This window comes from Hominiventricola sp. (assembly GCF_057604405.1).
The window spans coordinates 127,033-143,195 of the sequence record NZ_DBLYVB010000004.1 but is presented as its reverse complement, the minus strand read 5'-3'; the positions used below and the strand labels follow the sequence as shown (position 1 = coordinate 143,195).

The 16,163-nt window shown below is 46.9% G+C and carries 15 protein-coding genes; 14 read left to right on the top strand and 1 reads right to left on the bottom strand.

Annotated elements, in window-relative coordinates; all coding sequences use genetic code 11:
* The first annotated feature begins 10 nt into the window (after positions 1 to 10).
* From pxpB to ACZMB2_RS04530, 14 genes are all read left to right on the top strand, one after another.
* Positions 11 to 724 carry a 5-oxoprolinase subunit PxpB gene (pxpB, locus tag ACZMB2_RS04595; RefSeq protein ID WP_487595733.1) on the top strand — a complete coding sequence of 238 codons (714 nt, stop codon included), beginning with the start codon at positions 11 to 13 and terminating at the stop codon, positions 722 to 724.
* 14 nt (positions 725 to 738) lie between these two features.
* The gene (locus ACZMB2_RS04590) at positions 739 to 1,662 is read left to right on the top strand and encodes a 5-oxoprolinase subunit C family protein (protein WP_487595732.1); all 924 of its coding nucleotides are present in this window, start codon (positions 739 to 741) and stop codon (positions 1,660 to 1,662) included.
* Positions 1,662 to 2,447, top strand: a complete 786-nt coding sequence (locus tag ACZMB2_RS04585; protein ID WP_487595731.1) for a putative hydro-lyase — start codon at positions 1,662 to 1,664, stop codon at positions 2,445 to 2,447. The genes ACZMB2_RS04590 and ACZMB2_RS04585 overlap by 1 nt, the downstream gene beginning before the upstream one ends.
* Positions 2,448 to 2,463: 16 nt before the next feature.
* Positions 2,464 to 3,243: a LamB/YcsF family protein gene (locus tag ACZMB2_RS04580; protein ID WP_487595730.1), complete on the top strand. Its 780-nt coding sequence runs from the start codon at positions 2,464 to 2,466 to the stop codon at positions 3,241 to 3,243.
* Complete coding sequence (locus ACZMB2_RS04575; protein ID WP_487595729.1) at positions 3,243 to 4,073, top strand: DUF4392 domain-containing protein; 831 nt, start codon at positions 3,243 to 3,245, stop codon at positions 4,071 to 4,073. Before ACZMB2_RS04580 ends, ACZMB2_RS04575 begins: the two co-directional genes overlap by 1 nt.
* Positions 4,070 to 4,684, top strand: coding sequence for a cytidylate kinase-like family protein (locus ACZMB2_RS04570; protein WP_487595728.1), 615 nt, complete (start codon positions 4,070 to 4,072; stop codon positions 4,682 to 4,684). The genes ACZMB2_RS04575 and ACZMB2_RS04570 overlap by 4 nt, the downstream gene beginning before the upstream one ends.
* An 80-nt stretch (positions 4,685 to 4,764) precedes the next feature.
* Positions 4,765 to 6,369 (top strand): ABC transporter substrate-binding protein, encoded by a 1,605-nt coding sequence (locus ACZMB2_RS04565; protein ID WP_487595727.1) that lies wholly within the window; start codon positions 4,765 to 4,767, stop codon positions 6,367 to 6,369.
* A gap of 85 nt (positions 6,370 to 6,454) precedes the next feature.
* Positions 6,455 to 7,396: an ABC transporter permease gene (locus ACZMB2_RS04560; RefSeq protein ID WP_487595726.1), complete on the top strand. Its 942-nt coding sequence runs from the start codon at positions 6,455 to 6,457 to the stop codon at positions 7,394 to 7,396.
* Between the two features lie 16 nt (positions 7,397 to 7,412).
* Positions 7,413 to 8,231, top strand: coding sequence for an ABC transporter permease (locus ACZMB2_RS04555; RefSeq protein ID WP_487595725.1), 819 nt, complete (start codon positions 7,413 to 7,415; stop codon positions 8,229 to 8,231).
* A gap of 28 nt (positions 8,232 to 8,259) precedes the next feature.
* Entirely contained in the window at positions 8,260 to 9,273 is a 1,014-nt protein-coding gene (locus ACZMB2_RS04550) for an ABC transporter ATP-binding protein (protein ID WP_487595724.1), read from the top strand.
* Positions 9,270 to 10,301, top strand: a complete 1,032-nt coding sequence (locus tag ACZMB2_RS04545) for an ABC transporter ATP-binding protein (RefSeq protein ID WP_487595723.1) — start codon at positions 9,270 to 9,272, stop codon at positions 10,299 to 10,301. The genes ACZMB2_RS04550 and ACZMB2_RS04545 overlap by 4 nt, the downstream gene beginning before the upstream one ends.
* A 17-nt stretch (positions 10,302 to 10,318) precedes the next feature.
* A complete protein-coding gene (locus ACZMB2_RS04540) occupies positions 10,319 to 11,773 on the top strand; it encodes a serine hydrolase (RefSeq protein ID WP_487595722.1) in 1,455 nt (484 codons plus the stop codon).
* A 102-nt stretch (positions 11,774 to 11,875) separates the two neighbouring features.
* Positions 11,876 to 13,363 (top strand): L,D-transpeptidase family protein, encoded by a 1,488-nt coding sequence (locus ACZMB2_RS04535; RefSeq protein WP_487595721.1) that lies wholly within the window; start codon positions 11,876 to 11,878, stop codon positions 13,361 to 13,363.
* A gap of 136 nt (positions 13,364 to 13,499) precedes the next feature.
* Positions 13,500 to 14,615, top strand: coding sequence for a DUF3048 domain-containing protein (locus ACZMB2_RS04530; protein ID WP_487595720.1), 1,116 nt, complete (start codon positions 13,500 to 13,502; stop codon positions 14,613 to 14,615).
* Between the two features lie 59 nt (positions 14,616 to 14,674).
* On the opposite strand, the gene ACZMB2_RS04525 is transcribed toward ACZMB2_RS04530, so the two are convergent.
* Positions 14,675 to 16,027 carry a citrate/2-methylcitrate synthase gene (locus ACZMB2_RS04525; protein ID WP_487595719.1) on the bottom strand — a complete coding sequence of 451 codons (1,353 nt, stop codon included), beginning with the start codon at positions 16,025 to 16,027 and terminating at the stop codon, positions 14,675 to 14,677.
* Positions 16,028 to 16,163 lie beyond the last annotated feature (136 nt).

The following is a 16,163-nucleotide window of genomic DNA, read 5'->3' as shown; positions in this document are numbered from 1 at the left end:
TTCTTTCATCATGAAACTTATGGCAGCAGGTGATCAGGTTCTGGTAGCGGAGTTTGGTGACCGGATTGATGAGGCAGTCAATGATCAGGTACATGCGTTGGCTGCAAAAATAGAAGAACAGCAGATTCCGGGAATTGGAGAGGTGGTTCCTACCTTCCGGTCGCTTCTGATCTATTATGATTCTTATCAGCTGTCGTATCGGGAAGCTGCAGATAAAATCGAGGAACTGGCCCGGAATCTGAAGACAGAACAGAAGACGAAAAAGCGGATTTTGGAAATTCCATGCTGTTATGGGGCGCGGTTTGGTCCGGATCTGGCAGACATGGAACAGTTGACAGGGCTGGATCGAAAAGAGATGATTGACATTCACAGTTCTGTGGATTATAAAGTCTATATGCTTGGATTTCTTCCGGGATTTGCTTATCTTGGAGGACTGGATGAGAGAATTCATGTGCCGCGTCTGAAGTCGCCGAGACTGAAGATCAGCAGGGGAGCTGTAGGGATTGGCGGAAGCCAGACAGGCATTTATCCTATGGATTCACCGGGCGGCTGGCGGCTTATGGGAGAGACCCCGATTGACATGTATGACCCGAACCGGGAACAGCCAATTCTGGTACAGGCGGGAGATTATATTCGTTTTGTACCCATTACAATTATGGATTACTACGATATCCGTCGGGCAGTGCTGGACGGCAAGTATCAGATAGAAGTCACAGAGGAGTAAAGGAGGAAAGCACTATGAAGACAATGAAAGTTGTGATTCCGGGTGTGCTGACCACCGTGCAGGATCTGGGACGTTTCGGGTACCAGAAATCCGGCATGACCTGTTCCGGAGTGATGGATACGGCGGCTTATCGGAAAGCAAACTATCTGGTCGGAAATGAAGAGGGAGCAGCGGTGCTGGAGATGACCCTTTATGGCGGAAGCTGCAGATTTGAAGAGGATACGGTTATCGCGCTGACCGGTGCAGATATGCAGCCGACGGTGAATCAGAAACCAATTGCCATGAACCAGGCGGTGAAGGTACCTGCAGGCGGGGTACTGAACCTTGGCATGGCAAAGACCGGATGCCGTACCTATCTGGCTGTGGCAGGCGGATTTGAAGTGCCGAAAGTGATGGGCAGTTATTCCACGAACCTGAAATGCGGTATCGGAGGGCATGAAGGACGTGCACTGCAGATGGGAGACGAACTTCCCATTGGAGAAGCATTACATAGCTGGGATGAAGTGAAAGACCGGAAAGTATCGGTGCCGGATTACCCGAAGGAAGTGTTGGTATCTGTGGTGCCGGGACCGCAGGAAGAATATTTTACAGAAGCAGGCATTCATCATTTTTATTCGGAAAGCTATGAAGTGACGGAGTCCTGCGATCGGATGGGGTATCGGCTGGAAGGACCGGAAGTGGAAAGTAAAAACGGAACGGATATTGTATCAGACGGCATTGTCTTTGGCTCTATTCAGATTCCATCCAGCGGAAAACCGATTATCCTGATGGCAGACCATCAGACTACCGGTGGATATGCCAAAATCGGAACTGTCACCCAGGCAGATCTTCCGAAAGTGGCCCAGTGTAAGCCGGGAGACCGGATCCGATTTCGGAAAGTGTCGGTGGAGGAAGCCCAGGAGATCAGCAGAAAAGAACGGAAAAAGGAGTGCTTTTAATGGATTATTATCATATGAAACCACAGGAGATCCGGAAGCTGATCTCAGAAGGAAAAATTACCGGACCCACGGCAGGCATGAGCGGCGGATATGCACAGGCGAATCTGGTTATTATTCCGAAAAAATATGCTTATGATTTTTTACTCTTTACCCAGAGAAATCCCAGGTCCTGTCCGATTCTGGAAGTAGGAGATGTGGGAGACCGCTACCTGAAAACCATTGCTCCGGGATGTGATATTGCAAAAGAAATTCCGAAATACCGGCTCTATGAACATGGCGAGCTGAAAGGAGAATTTCAGGATGTGTCGGACCTCTGGCGAGAGGATCTGGTCAGCTTTCTGATCGGCTGCAGCTTCTCTTTTGAAGCTGATCTTCTGGAAGCAGGAGTTCCGGTTCGCCATATTGAGGAGGGCTGCAACGTTCCCATGTATAAGACCAATATCCCATGCGCACCGGCAGGTGTTTTCCATGGGAATATGGTGGTGAGCATGCGTCCGATTCCTCATGATCTGATTCCGAAAGCGGTACTGATCACCGGGGATATGCCGAAGGTTCACGGAGCACCGATTCATATCGGAGCACCGGAAGTGATCGGAATTACCGATCTGATGCATCCTGATTTCGGTGATATGGTGACGATTCATGAAGGGGAGGTTCCCGTATTCTGGCCCTGTGGAGTGACACCGCAGAATGTGATTATGGATTCCAAACCGGATTTCTGTATTACCCATGCACCGGGTCATATGTTGGTGACCGATGTGAAAAATATCAATTTGAAATACTGAGCAGGAAGTGAGCAGGATGAAAAAAGTAGATTTAAACTGTGACCTTGGTGAAAGCTTTGGAAATTATAAACTAGGGATGGATGAGCAGATTCTTCCGCTCATTACATCTGCAAATATTGCCTGCGGATTCCACGCATCTGACCCGGTGGTCATGAGCAGAACGGTGAAGATGGCAGCAGAGAGCGGTGTGGCAGCAGGTGCTCATCCGGGTTATCAGGATCTGGTAGGATTCGGGCGGAGAAACATGAAGGTTGCGCCTGCAGAAGTGACAGACATTGTTATGTATCAGATCGGTGCGCTGGAAGCATTCTGCCGGGCGAATGGAATTGCCATGCAGCATGTAAAACCCCATGGAGCCATGTATAATATGGCAGAGAAGGATGATAAACTGGCAGAGGGCATCTGCAGAGGAATCAAGGCTGTGAATCCGGATCTCATTCTTCTGGGACCTGGAAGCGGCAAAATGGTGAAAGCTGCAAAGGCACTGGGACTGAAGACTGCCGGTGAGGTATTTGCAGACCGTGCTTACATGGAAGATGGAACCTTAGTACCAAGATCTCAGGAAGGTGCCATGATTACCGATGAAGAGGAAGCGGTAGCAAGAGTACTGGAGATGGTACAAAAGGGAACGGTTACTGCGATTACCGGTAAAAAGATAGAGGTACAGGCAGATTCCATCTGTGTTCACGGAGACGGACAGAAGGCACTCCTGTTTGTTCAGAAGATCCGTTCGGAACTGGAAAAAGCAGGTGTAGTGATTGCACCGATGAAAGAAGTTATTGTGGGAGAGTCATGATGAGTAAATTAACACCGGAAGACGTAGTGCTTCGTTATTCTAAAAGAGGAATGAATATTCTGAAAAAGTATCTGAAAGATGGCTATTGCAGGACCGCAGCAGAAAAGCTTCTTCACGCAGAGCGTGGAACCGTTCTTCTGACCACTGGATTCTATGTGGCTGGTTATGCAGAAACGGATGGCCCTCTTGGCACCGTTGCCGTAGCGGAGGCCCTTAACCAGCTAGGATTTCATTCGGTCGTTGTCACGGATAAATACTGCAAGGGATTTTTTGAACTGAAACAGCTGGATGTAGAGTATGTGGACATTGCGGCAGATGAGCAGGTCTATGAAGATATTCTGGAGAAATATCATCCAGTGTATATGATTTCTATTGAACGCTGCGGTGAGAACGCTGAGCATGAATATGCCAATATGCGTGGTGTCAGCATTACCAGCGAGACAGCAGCCATTGACCATCTCTTTGAACTGGCACCGGAAAAACACATTCCGACCATTGGTGTGGGAGACGGTGGTAATGAGATCGGCATGGGCAATGTAAAAGATATTATTTCCGAGAAACTGGAGCTGAATCCCTGCGTAGTACCGGTGGATGACCTGATCATTGCAACCACGTCCAATTGGGGCGCTTATGCACTGACTGCATGGCTTCAGAAACTGTCAGGGGAAGAAGTACTCTTTACCTATGAAGAAGCAGAGCCTTATCTGGCAGCTACACTGGAGATTGGCAGTGTGGACGGCGTTCTCAAAGAGAAGAAGATGGGCGTGGACGGATTTGACATGACAGTGGAAAAAGAAATTCTTGATTCTTTGGCGGAGGCCATTGCATGAGTGAAAAATTTATTGTGACGATTACCCGTGAATTTGGAAGCATGGGACGTCCGATTGCAAGACGGCTGTCGGAGCTTCTGAATGTGGAATTCTATGACAGGGATATTGTAGAGGAGACGGCACGGCAGATGGAACTGCCGCTTTCCGTAATCAGTAAAAATGAGGAAAGTAAAGGCGGCATTTATGCCAGAATGAAGTCTCCCCTTGGAAAATTTTCTTCTGAAAAGCAGGATGAGATTTTTCGTGTACAATCCGAGATTATCAGAAAACTGGCGGCAAAAGAGTCCTGTGTGATTGTAGGACGATGTGCAGAATATGTGTTAAGTGATTTTAAGAATTGTTTCAATATTTATATCTATGCCCCCTTTGAAAAACGAATCGAGAACTGTGTGACACAGCTTGGCATGGAAGAGGATGTGGCTATAAAAATGATCATGGAGGTCGATAAGGCCAGACGGAAGTATCATAAGAAATATACCAATTACTATCCGTCTGATCTGAACAATCGGAATCTGATGATCGACAGCAGTTTCTTCGGAGTAGAAGGAACGGCACAGATGGTAGCGGATATCGTAAGAAAGCATTTCGGAGAGTCCGAGACAACTGCATAATTTATCTGAGAGAAACGATGGTGTTTTCATAAAAGAAAATACTGTCGTTTTTTTATAACAAAAAGACGAGGAGGAATATTATGAGAAGAAAGACAAGATGGATGGCGCTGTTCATGGCAGCAGCAATGATGATGACCGGATGTGGAAGCTCAGGAAGCACAGAAAGTACGGATGCATCAGCTGACACTGCAAGCGCTGCGGAATCTGTGTCAACAGACACCGCTTCCGCCGGTGGAAAAGTTGTCACCATGGCAAGAGATCTGGACTCCAGCAATCTTGACCCGGTTATGACCGCAGACAACTGCGACATCTGGATTCTGAACATGATTGTGGAAGGTCTGGTAGGTACTTCCGATGATGGAAAAGAGATTATTCCGGCGGTGGCAGATACCTGGACCGTTTCCGATGATGGTCTGGAATATGTATTCCATATCCGTGACGGCATTAAATTCTCCAATGGCGAGGATGTGACCATAGAAGACTGTATTTACAGCCTGACCCGTGCAAAAGATACGGACGGACCGTGGATCGGTATGCTGGATATGATTGCATCCATGGAAGATGCAGGAGACAATCAGCTGAAGATCACACTGACAGAAGCTTCTCCTTCTTTCCTTTCCGTTCTGGCTATGTTCAGTTCTGGAATTATGCCGGAAGCATACTGTGAAGAGGTTGGAGAGGAAGGCATTTCATCAGCTCCTGTCGGAACAGGTCCTTATGTATTATCCGAGTGGGACAAGGGTGAGAAGATGGTCTTCACGAAAAATGATTATTATTGGGAAGAGGGGTGCCCGAAGGTAGATGAGGTCGATATGACCGTAGTCGCAGACGACAATACCAGAATCATGCAGCTGGAGAGTGGACAGATCGATATTGCAACTCAGATTCCATACAGCAGGATCGATGAGCTGAAAGCGGTCGGTGGCCTGAATGTATCTCTGTTTGATTCTACAGATGTAAAATTTGTCATTCTGAACTGCCAGAGTGAGAAACTTTCTGATAAGAGAGTAAGACAGGCTCTGGAGCTGGCAACAGATAAAGATGCCATTAACAAAGCCGTATACTTCGGTTATGGTGAGCCGGCCAATACCTTCCTTTCTCCGTCTGCACCGCATTATGCAGCAGATCTGTCGACCACCAGTCTTGATGTAGAGACTGCAAAGGGACTGATGGCGGAAGCCGGATATGCAGATGGCATGGATCTGACGGTTGAAGTAGGAAGCGGTGACAGTGCATTCCTGCAGGTGGCAACCATGCTGCAGACCGAATGGGCAGAGATTGGTGTTACCCTTGATATCCAGCAGATTGACCTTGCAACTGCAAGACAGAACTGGAAAGACGGAAATTATGATGTATTTATCAGTTACATGACCAGTGATATGACCGATACCTCTGAGCTGGCAGGGTTGTGGTGTATCAAAGACCAGGCAAACTGCTGGAGAAGCTACTGGAATGATGAAGACCAGGCAAAAGCTGAGGAATACTGCAAGAAAGCAAATTCTGAGATGGACGAAGCTGCAAGACTTGCAGATTATGGTGAGATGCAGAAGATCGTGGCAGATGCCGTTCCGGTTATTCCGCTGATCTATGCACCCTACACTTTTGTAGCAACTGATAAGATCACCGGAGCAGCACAGACTCCTCTTGGAATCTACAATTTCAAGAATCTTGATAAAGCAGAGTAAGCTTTTAAAAAGAGGAAAAGACAGGGGGAGGGAGTGAATTCTCTCCCTTCTGTTAACGAAATGACAGGAAGGAACCGCAGATAGTATGGAAGAGCTAACTTATATTATTAAGAGAATACTGCAGATGATTCCGGTTCTGCTGATTATCACACTGATTATTTTCTTCGGTATGCGGCTGATTCCGGGTGATCCGGCACTGCTGCTGGTAGGAAATCGTGCCAGTGATGAAGTCATTGAAGCCATGAGAACGAAGCTTGGTCTTTCAGAACCGCTTTATGTGCAGTATTTTCTGTTTTTGAAGCAATGTCTTACCTTTAATTTTGGAAATTCACTGACCCTGAAAAGTCCGGTGTCAGATTTGTTTCGGCAGAAAGCAGTGATTACTGTTTCTCTGACATTGATGACGGCACTGTTTTCTGTTCTGATCAGTTTCCCTCTGGGTTATATTTCCGGTGTCAAACACAACAGCAAGATCGGAAGCTTTATTGATTCCTGTTCCCTGACCTTTATTTCGGTACCGGAATTTCTCATCGGCCTTCTGCTGCTTCTGGTATTCGGAATGAAGCTGGCATGGTTCCCGGTAGGCGGCTGGGGAAATACGGTGCCGGAGCATATTCGTTCCCTTGTACTTCCGGCTTTCACAGGAGCCCTTGGAACCTCGGCACTGGTTCTTCGTAACATCCGCGGAAATGTGATCGAAGTTCTGAAGATGGATTATGTGGATTTTGCATACAGCAAAGGACTCTCTCCAAGCCGGATCCGGAACAGCTATATTATCCGGAATGTACTGGTCTCAACGGTTACATTGTTAGCAATGAGGATGACCTATATGCTGGCAGGAAGTATTGTCATTGAGAGCGTCTTCGTCCTTCCGGGACTGGGTCAGCTTCTCCTGAATGCGATTCTGTCCAGAGACTATACCGTAGTTCAGGGAACTGTATTTTTATTCAGCATTATTGTGCTGGTTATGAACCTGATTACAGATATTTCCTACTCTCTGCTGGATCCGAGAGTCAAACTGGATTAGAAAAGGGGTGCCGAAGATGAAAGAATTATTAAAAAAGCAGTCGGCGCTGTTCTGGATTGCAGCAGTATTTCTGGGAGTAATTCTGCTGATGGCGCTGGTGCCGCAGCTGTTTACCCATTATGATCCTATCGGGCAGAATATGAATGAACTTCTTCAAAAGCCGTCCACATTACACTGGTTTGGTACCGACAACCTGGGAAGAGATGTATTCTCCAGAGTAGTATACAGTGCAAGACTGGATCTGGAAATTGGCATTTTCGCTATGCTGATTCCTGCTGTATGCGGCACCATGATAGGATTGTTCTCCGGTTATTTCGGAGGAAAAATCGATGCGTTGATTATGAGAATCCTTGATATTTTTACTGCCTTTCCGCTGATGGTCCTGGTTATTGCCATTGTGGCAATCTTAGGATCCGGTGTAAAGAATCTGTTTATTGCCATCTGGCTGGTAGGCTGGAGGGAATATGCCAAGCTGGTGCGAAGTGAAGTGCTGGTGGTAAAAAACAGTGAGTATGTATCAGCAGCAAAGACACTGGGTTATTCCAACCGGAGAGTTATTTTCCGGCATATTCTTCCGAATGTCGTAAACAGTGCGTTTGTTTATGCGATCTCCGATATTATGCTCTGTATGCTGATGGGAGCGTCTTTGAGTTTTTTAGGACTTGGAGTTCCTACCCCGACACCGGAATGGGGAGCCATCATATCAGAAGGAAAATCCTTCATCATGACGGCATGGTGGATTGCAGCATTTCCTGGTATCATGCTGGCGCTGACCGGTATTTCCATCAGTCTGGTAGGAGAGGGCGTTTCCAGAAGACTGCAGAAATCTGTATAACAGGATGACGGAAAAGGAGTGCAAATGTATGGACGAAAATATTTTGGAAGTCAGACATCTTCATACAGATTTTGTGACCGACGAAAAGACGGTACAGGCGGTAAATGATGTCAGCTTCGAGATTAAACGTGGAGAGACCTTTGGACTGATCGGCGAGAGCGGCTGCGGCAAAAGTGTGACATGCCGTTCTCTTATGCGGCTTTTGAAGGAGCCAGGACAGATTACCGGAGGTGAAATCCTATATAAAGGAAAGAACGTACTGGATTTTAATAAAAAAGAATTACAGGCATTTCGGGGCAGAGAGATTGACATGATCTTCCAGGATCCCATGACGACTCTGAATCCGGTACTGACCATGGAAACCCAGCTGGTGGAATCCATGAAAGATGAACACATGACGAAGAAACAGAAAAAGGAATATGCGGAGGAACTGTTCCGGCTGGTAGGTATTCCTTCCCCAAAAGAACGTCTGAAATGTTATGCGCATCAGTTCTCAGGCGGTATGAGGCAGCGTGCTATGATTGCCATTGCGCTGGCATCAAAGCCCCATCTTCTGCTGGCAGATGAACCGACCACAGCCTTGGACGTCACCATTCAGGATCAGATCATCAAGCTTCTGAAACGGCTGAAAAAGGAACTGGATATGAGCCTGGTGCTGGTAACTCACGATCTGGGTGTGGCTTCCCAGATGTGTGATCATATCGCGGTGATGTACGCAGGACGGATTATGGAGATGGCCAGTGCGGATGAGATTTTTGAACGTCCACAGAATCCGTATACCTATGGGCTGATGCGCGCCATTCCTTCTCTGCAGAGAAAGGGACAGAAGCTCTACTCCATCGACGGCATGCCGCCCAACTTAAACGATATGCCGTCTGGATGTGCATTTTCACCCAGATGTGAATTCTGTGAGGAAATCTGTAAACAGAAGGTACCGGAACTGAAGGAAATTACACCAGGTCATTACAGCAGATGCCATTGCATAGAAAAACTTCAGAAAGCAATGAAAGAAGCGAAAGAGACAGGAGGGAATGGGGAATGATGCAGCAGGAAGCTACCCCGATATTGAATGTATCTCATTTATCGAAAACATTTCCAATTAAAAGAAATATCGCGGAGATTGCCAGAAAGAAAGAACAGAAATATGTCCGGGCTGTGGAAGATGTGACTTTTTCCATCCGCAAAGGAGAGACATTAGGTCTGGTAGGCGAGAGTGGCTGTGGAAAGAGTACTCTTTCCAAGACACTGATCCGTCTCTATAAACCGGATGATGGTAAGATCATGTTTGACCAGTATGGAGATCTGGCGCTGAAAGAGGGTGCAGCCCTTACCAAAGCAAGAAGAGACATCCAGATGGTCTATCAGGATCCCTATTCTTCCCTGAATCCCAAGATGACCATCCGGCAGATGTTCTATGAGATATTGTCAGTCCATCATATCTGTCCGAAGGAAGAATTTGAGAAGAAAACCATTGAGATTCTGGATATGGTAGGCATGCCGTCCTACGCGCTGGACCGTTATCCCTCTGCTTTCTCCGGTGGTCAGCGGCAGAGAATTGGAATTGCCAGAGCACTGATCTTAAATCCGGCACTGCTCATTGCCGATGAGCCGGTATCTGCACTGGATATGTCCATTCAGGCACAGATCATCAACCTTTTGATGGATTTGAAAGCAAAGCTGAATCTGACCATGCTGTTTATTTCCCACGACCTTCGGGTGGTACAGTATCTGTCTGACCGGGTTATGGTCATGTATCTGGGAAGAGTGGTGGAGATGGGATCGGCAGAAGAGCTGTTCCAACATCCTGCTCATCCATATATGCAGATTCTGATACAGGCAGCACCTGTGATTGACACAAAACATAAAGAACGGGAATATGAGATCCGTGGAGAGACACCAAGTCCCATTGATATACCCAAAGGATGTGCATTTCATCCTCGCTGCCCCTTTGCCACGGAGAAATGCCGGACGGCAGAGCCGGTCATGACAGAAGATGCCAATGGCAGGATGGTGAAATGTCATTATCCACTGGTAGATGGATTTTCCATGAAGGCGGTACAAATCCCGTAGGCAGGAGTGATGACACGATGAAAGAGATACTGAATGATGCATTTGTAAAATGTGAAATGGAATACTGGAATATCCCCGGACTGGCAGTAGGAGTTATAAAAGATGGGAACATTCTGCTGGAAAAAGGATATGGTTACCGGAATCTGGAGACGAAAGAGCCCATGACACCCTATACATTGCAGGGCATTGCCTCCTGTTCCAAGTCTTTTACCTCGGCGGTGCTGGCTTCTCTGGTAGATGAAGGAATTCTTGATTATGACCAGCCGGTAAGTGAATATATTCCGGATTTTGCCCTGATGGATCCGGTGGCCACAAAAGAAGCGACGATTCGTGATATGCTGTATCACAGAACCGGACTGGCGGGTCATGACGGCATGTGGCCGTTAAAAGGCGTAAGCCGGGAAGAATACATGCACAGGCTTCGTTATCTGCAGCCGAATAAACCTTTCCGGAGTACGACCCAGTACAGCAATGTAATTTATAATCTGTTGGGATGCATCGCAGAGCGGGTGACCCAAAAGACCTGGGAGGAACTGGTGGAAGAACGGATTTTCAAACCGTTAGGCATGGAACGAAGCTGTCTGACCGTAAAGGAGATGCGGCAGGATCCGGATTATGCCACCGGATATTTTGAACGGGAACGGGGGAAGAAACTGTTAGAGATGCCGCCTTGGGAGATGGGTGTCGGAGCTCCGGCAGCAGCGGTCAATACCTGCGCCCATGAGATGCTGAAATGGCTGAAGCTTCATCTGGATATGGGAATCTATGAAGGCAGGCGGCTTTTTTCTGAGCAGGTCATGTATGAGATGCATAAAGGTGCTGTGCCCATGAACCTTTTTCCGTGGAAGTGTGAGGAAATCCCGGAGAGCGGTATGTACGGTATGGCATGGAAGAGCTTTATTTACCGGGGAATGCCCTTCGTTTTCCATACAGGGGAGATTGAAGGCTACTGTACCATGCAGGCCATGATTCCTGGAAAGAAGGTCGGAATTATTCTGCTGGCAAACCGGCATAAACCATGTTCACCATTTCTCAGTACGATAGCATATACGATTATCGATCATCTGCTGAATTTGCCGGAGATCGACTGGGCAGAGCGGCTCCATGCTTATGACGGCGTTTTCGGCGGTACTCACTATGACTGGAAAGTGGATCTGATGCCGGGAGAGCTGGTGGAACACACAGAGCTGTCCCATAAGCCGGAAGAATACGCAGGGGTGTATGAAAATCCTGCCTATGGGGAACTGGGGGTGGAGCTGGCGAAGAATGGCCTGTATCTCCACTTTAAAGACTGGCTGCTTCCTATGGAACATTTTCATTATGATACTTTTCGGGTGCGCGGGGTAAAAGAAGATACGATTTTTATTACCATGCCCATGACTTATCACTATGAGGAGCTGACAGGAAAGCTGGATGGATTTTCTCTGAAGCTGGAGCCGGAAGTGGATCCGGTCTGGTTTAAAAAGCAGTAATATCCTTTCTTTTCCTTCTATTTCGGGATTGTTTTTTGAACAGAGTTGGAATATACTGATACGACAAGAGACAACAGGCCGAGAGAAAGGATGGAAGGTATTATGGGAGGAAAGAAGCAGGCAAAAAAGAAATTTCCTGTACTGCCGGTTGTATTCGGCATCGTGATATTATGTCTTGCATTTGTTTATGCCGGCGGGGTAATTTACTATCAGAATCATTTTGTAAATGGAACGGTCATTGACCGGGTCGATGTATCAGGAATGACCATTGAGGAGTTAAGCCATCAGATACAGGATTATATGCTGCAGATTACAGAAAGAAAGAGTGATGGGGGCACTCTGGATGAGGATATTCAGGGAAGCACCATCGGACTTTCTTATTCGTCGACGGAACCCCTGGAGCAGATCCTGAAAAACCAGAATGTGTGGGAGTGGTTTCTGCGTCAGGATCAGGAGTATGAACTGCAGGATGTGATTACGTATGATCAGGCAGCCCTTACAAAGGCGATTGAAAATCTGAAAGGCTTTGATACGGATTTTGCGGCAGCGCCGACGGATGCCTACATCAGCGATTATGTGGAAGGAACCGGATTTTCCATTGTACCGGAGACCCAGGGAAATCAGCTGAAAAAGGAGCAGACCATAGAGGCAATCCGGGCAGCGGTAGAAAGCCTGCATGAGAAGATTAATCTGGATGAAGAAGGCTGCTATGAGGAACCGCAGGTAACTGCGGACAATGAGAAGCTTCAGGCAACTCTTCAAAAAATGCAGAAGTATGCGGATCTTACAATTACCTACACCTTCGGAGAGCAGAAGGAAGTACTGGACGGAGCAACGGTCAGTTCCTGGCTGCATGTGGATGGGTTTGAAGTAAAACTGGATACTTCCCAGGTGGAAAATTATGTAGCCGCGCTTCGAAAAAAATATGATACGATTTTCCGTTCCAGAACCTTTATGACCAGCTATGGAAAAGAGATTACCATTGACGGCGGAGATTACGGCTGGTGGATGAATTATGACCAGGAAGCCAAAGAACTGGAAGAAATGATTGAAAATGGCGAGAGCGGAGAGCGGACGCCGGTTTACTATCAGACAGCAGCTTCTTATGGTACACCGGATTATGGCAATACCTATGTAGAGATTAATCTGACTGCACAACACCTGTTCTTCTATCAGGATGGCCAGCTCATGATGGAATCAGATTTTGTATCCGGTAATTCAGCAAAAGGTTATGATACACCGGCTGGTGTGTACAGCATTACATATAAACAGCGTGACGCAACTCTGAAGGGCGAGAATTATGAAACGCCGGTTTCTTATTGGATGCCGTTCAACAGGAATATTGGTATGCATGATGCCAGCTGGAGATCCGACTTTGGCGGAACCATTTACAAGACAAAAGGCTCCCACGGCTGTATCAATATGCCGCCCGCAAAAGCACAGGAAATGTATGGTTATGTGCAGAAAGGGACACCGGTCATCTGCTATCATCTGGCAGGCACGGAACGGTCTTCCGAGCAGGAGAAGGGGGCACCCAGCGAGGGCAGTGAAGCAGCGGATACTTCTGCTGAGACAGATACAGCGCAATAATAACAATATCTTCAGTTTTCTTAAATATCTGTTAAGATGCTTTCAAAACGAAGCAAAATAGTGTATACTGTATAGGTGCCGGAAAGAGAATTTCCAGGCACCTATTTTCGAATATAAGGAGAAAGGATTTAGTTGCATGAAGAAAAAAACATTACTTCTTTTCCTGTCCGCAGTACTGGCATATTCCATGCTGACCGGATGCGGTGAAAGCTCTGATGATACAGCAGCGCCGACCGTTACTGATGTTTCAGAGGGAGAGAATTCAGCAGAAGCATCGGAGGAGGACACAGAAGAAGCACCTGTAGAGGAAGAGACACGTGAGGGAATGTACCGCAGTGAGCTGACCAATGAATGGATTGATGAGAGCCTTCAGAACCAGCGTCCGGTTGCCATTATGGTAGATAATGAGAAGACCGCTCTTCCCCATTACGGACTGAACGATGCTGATATTGTTTATGAGATGATGAACAGTACCGCAAATGGCGAGATTACCCGTTTTATGGCTCTTTTTAAAGACTGGGGCAGCATCAAACAGGTAGGAAGCATCCGAAGTGTACGTCCGACGAACTTTATGATTGCACCGGAGTACAATGCAGTTGTGATTCATGACGGAGGTCCTTTCTATATTGACGCATATCTGAAGAATCCGTGGGTAGAGCACTTAAGCGGCGGATTTGCACGTATCAAGAATGGAAAGCCGAGAGAGTTTACCGAGTACGTAACCACCGGTGAGGTTGAAAAACGTATGAAGGCAGCAGGATACTCTACTGAATACAATGATTACGCTCAGGGAAATCACTGGCTGTTTGCAAGTGAATCCAATCCGGTAGATCTGTCTGAAGCAGCAGACTCCAAGGACTGCACCCTGGTAGATCTGCCCTTTGATCACAACGGATCCCAGCTTGATTATGATGCAGCAAGCAATACATATCTTTATTCTGAGTATGGAATGAAACATGTAGATCCGCTGGATGATAACAAGCAGATGGCATTCACCAATGTCATTCTGCAGTGTGCGCCGGTAACCCAGTATGACAGCAACGGTTACATGCAGTTTAACATTCTGAATTCCACGGGAGAGGGCTACTATATCACCGGAGGAAAAGCAATTCCGGTGACCTGGTCCAAAGGTCATGACATGTCCCCGACCAAGTTCTACGAGGAAGATGGTACTGAGATCACCCTGAACACAGGTAAGACCTATATCGCACTGGTAAGAGACAGCAGATGGAGTGAGCTGGTGCTTAAATAAAAGCAATCATAAAATCCGGAGCGGAATTTTCCGCATCCGGATTTTTGTTGTACAAATAGTTATAAAATATCCCGCGGCAGCTCCCGTTCTGCCATCACACTCTTATAAGCAGGACGGATAATCTTGTTCATGCCAACGATCTCTTCCAACCGGTGAGCGCTCCAGCCGACGATTCTTGCGATGGCGAAGATCGGTGTGTAAAGCTCTACCGGAATATCCAGCATGTCATAGACAAATCCGCTGTAGAAGTCTACATTGGGACTGACGCCTTTGTAGATCTTTCTTTTTTCTGCAATTAGTTCGGGAGCCAGGGTCTCGATATTGTTGTAGAGAAGCATATCCTCTTCCCGGTGCTTGGCTTTCGCCAGCTGTTCCACAAAACCTTTGAATACCCGTTCTCTTGGGTCGGACAGAGAATAAACTGCATGCCCCATACCGTAGATCAGACCTTTGTTGTCAAATGCCTCGCCAGCCAGAATCTTGCTTAAATATTGGCTGATTTCTTCTTTGTCGGAATAGTCACGGACATGACTCCGGATATCATCCATCATCTCCATGACTTTGATATTGGCGCCGCCGTGTTTGGGACCTTTCAAAGAAGACATGGCTGCCGCAATGGCAGAATAAGTATCAGATCCGGAAGAGGTAACTACACGGGTGGTGAAGGTGGAGTTATTACCTCCGCCGTGTTCCATATGAAGGATCAGGGCGACATCCAGTACTTTTGCCTCCAGAAAAGTATACTTTTTATCCGGACGAAGCATCATGAGCAGATTTTCCGCAGTGGAAAGATTCGGGTCCGGACGGTGAATATACATGCTTTCGTTTCTGTCATAATGATTGTATGCGTGATAACCATAGACAGCCAGCATGGGAAATACACTGATCAGATTCAGACACTGCAGGATGACATTGGAGATTTCCGTGGAATTCAGATTGTCATCGTAGGAGGCAAGGGTCAGAATACTCCGGGTCATGGAGTTCATAATATCTTTACTGGAAGCCTTCATAATGACATCTCTCGTAAAGTTGGTGGGAAGTTCCCGTCCGGCAGCCAGAAGTTCGGAAAAATCTTTTGCTTCCTCTGCAGATGGCAGTTCGCCAAAGAGCAGCAGATAGGCTATTTTTTCAAATCCAAAGGAATCCTTTGGAATATGCTGTACCAGATCGGTGACATTGTAACCACGATACCAGAGTTTTCCATCGCAGGGCTCTTTTTGGCCATTCTCCATACGGAAGGAATCAATTCGTGAAATGTTGGTGAGACCGGTCAGAACACCGTTTCCGTTAATGTCACGGAGCCCCCGGTTGACGCCGTATTCTTTGAACAGACTGTCAGGTATGACATCGTGCCCCGTACATAAATTTTTATATTTTTCTGAAAAAAGCTCCCATTTATCGTTATATCCCATATCGTGTCTCCTTTCTTCTGCAAATTCACGAAAACCGGGAAAGTTTTCGATCTATATTATCATAGCATAAAGTCGATGCATTCCTCAATCCTTTTTTGCGGGAACCGGAAAAACAAACTTTTTTAAAGGTTTTATC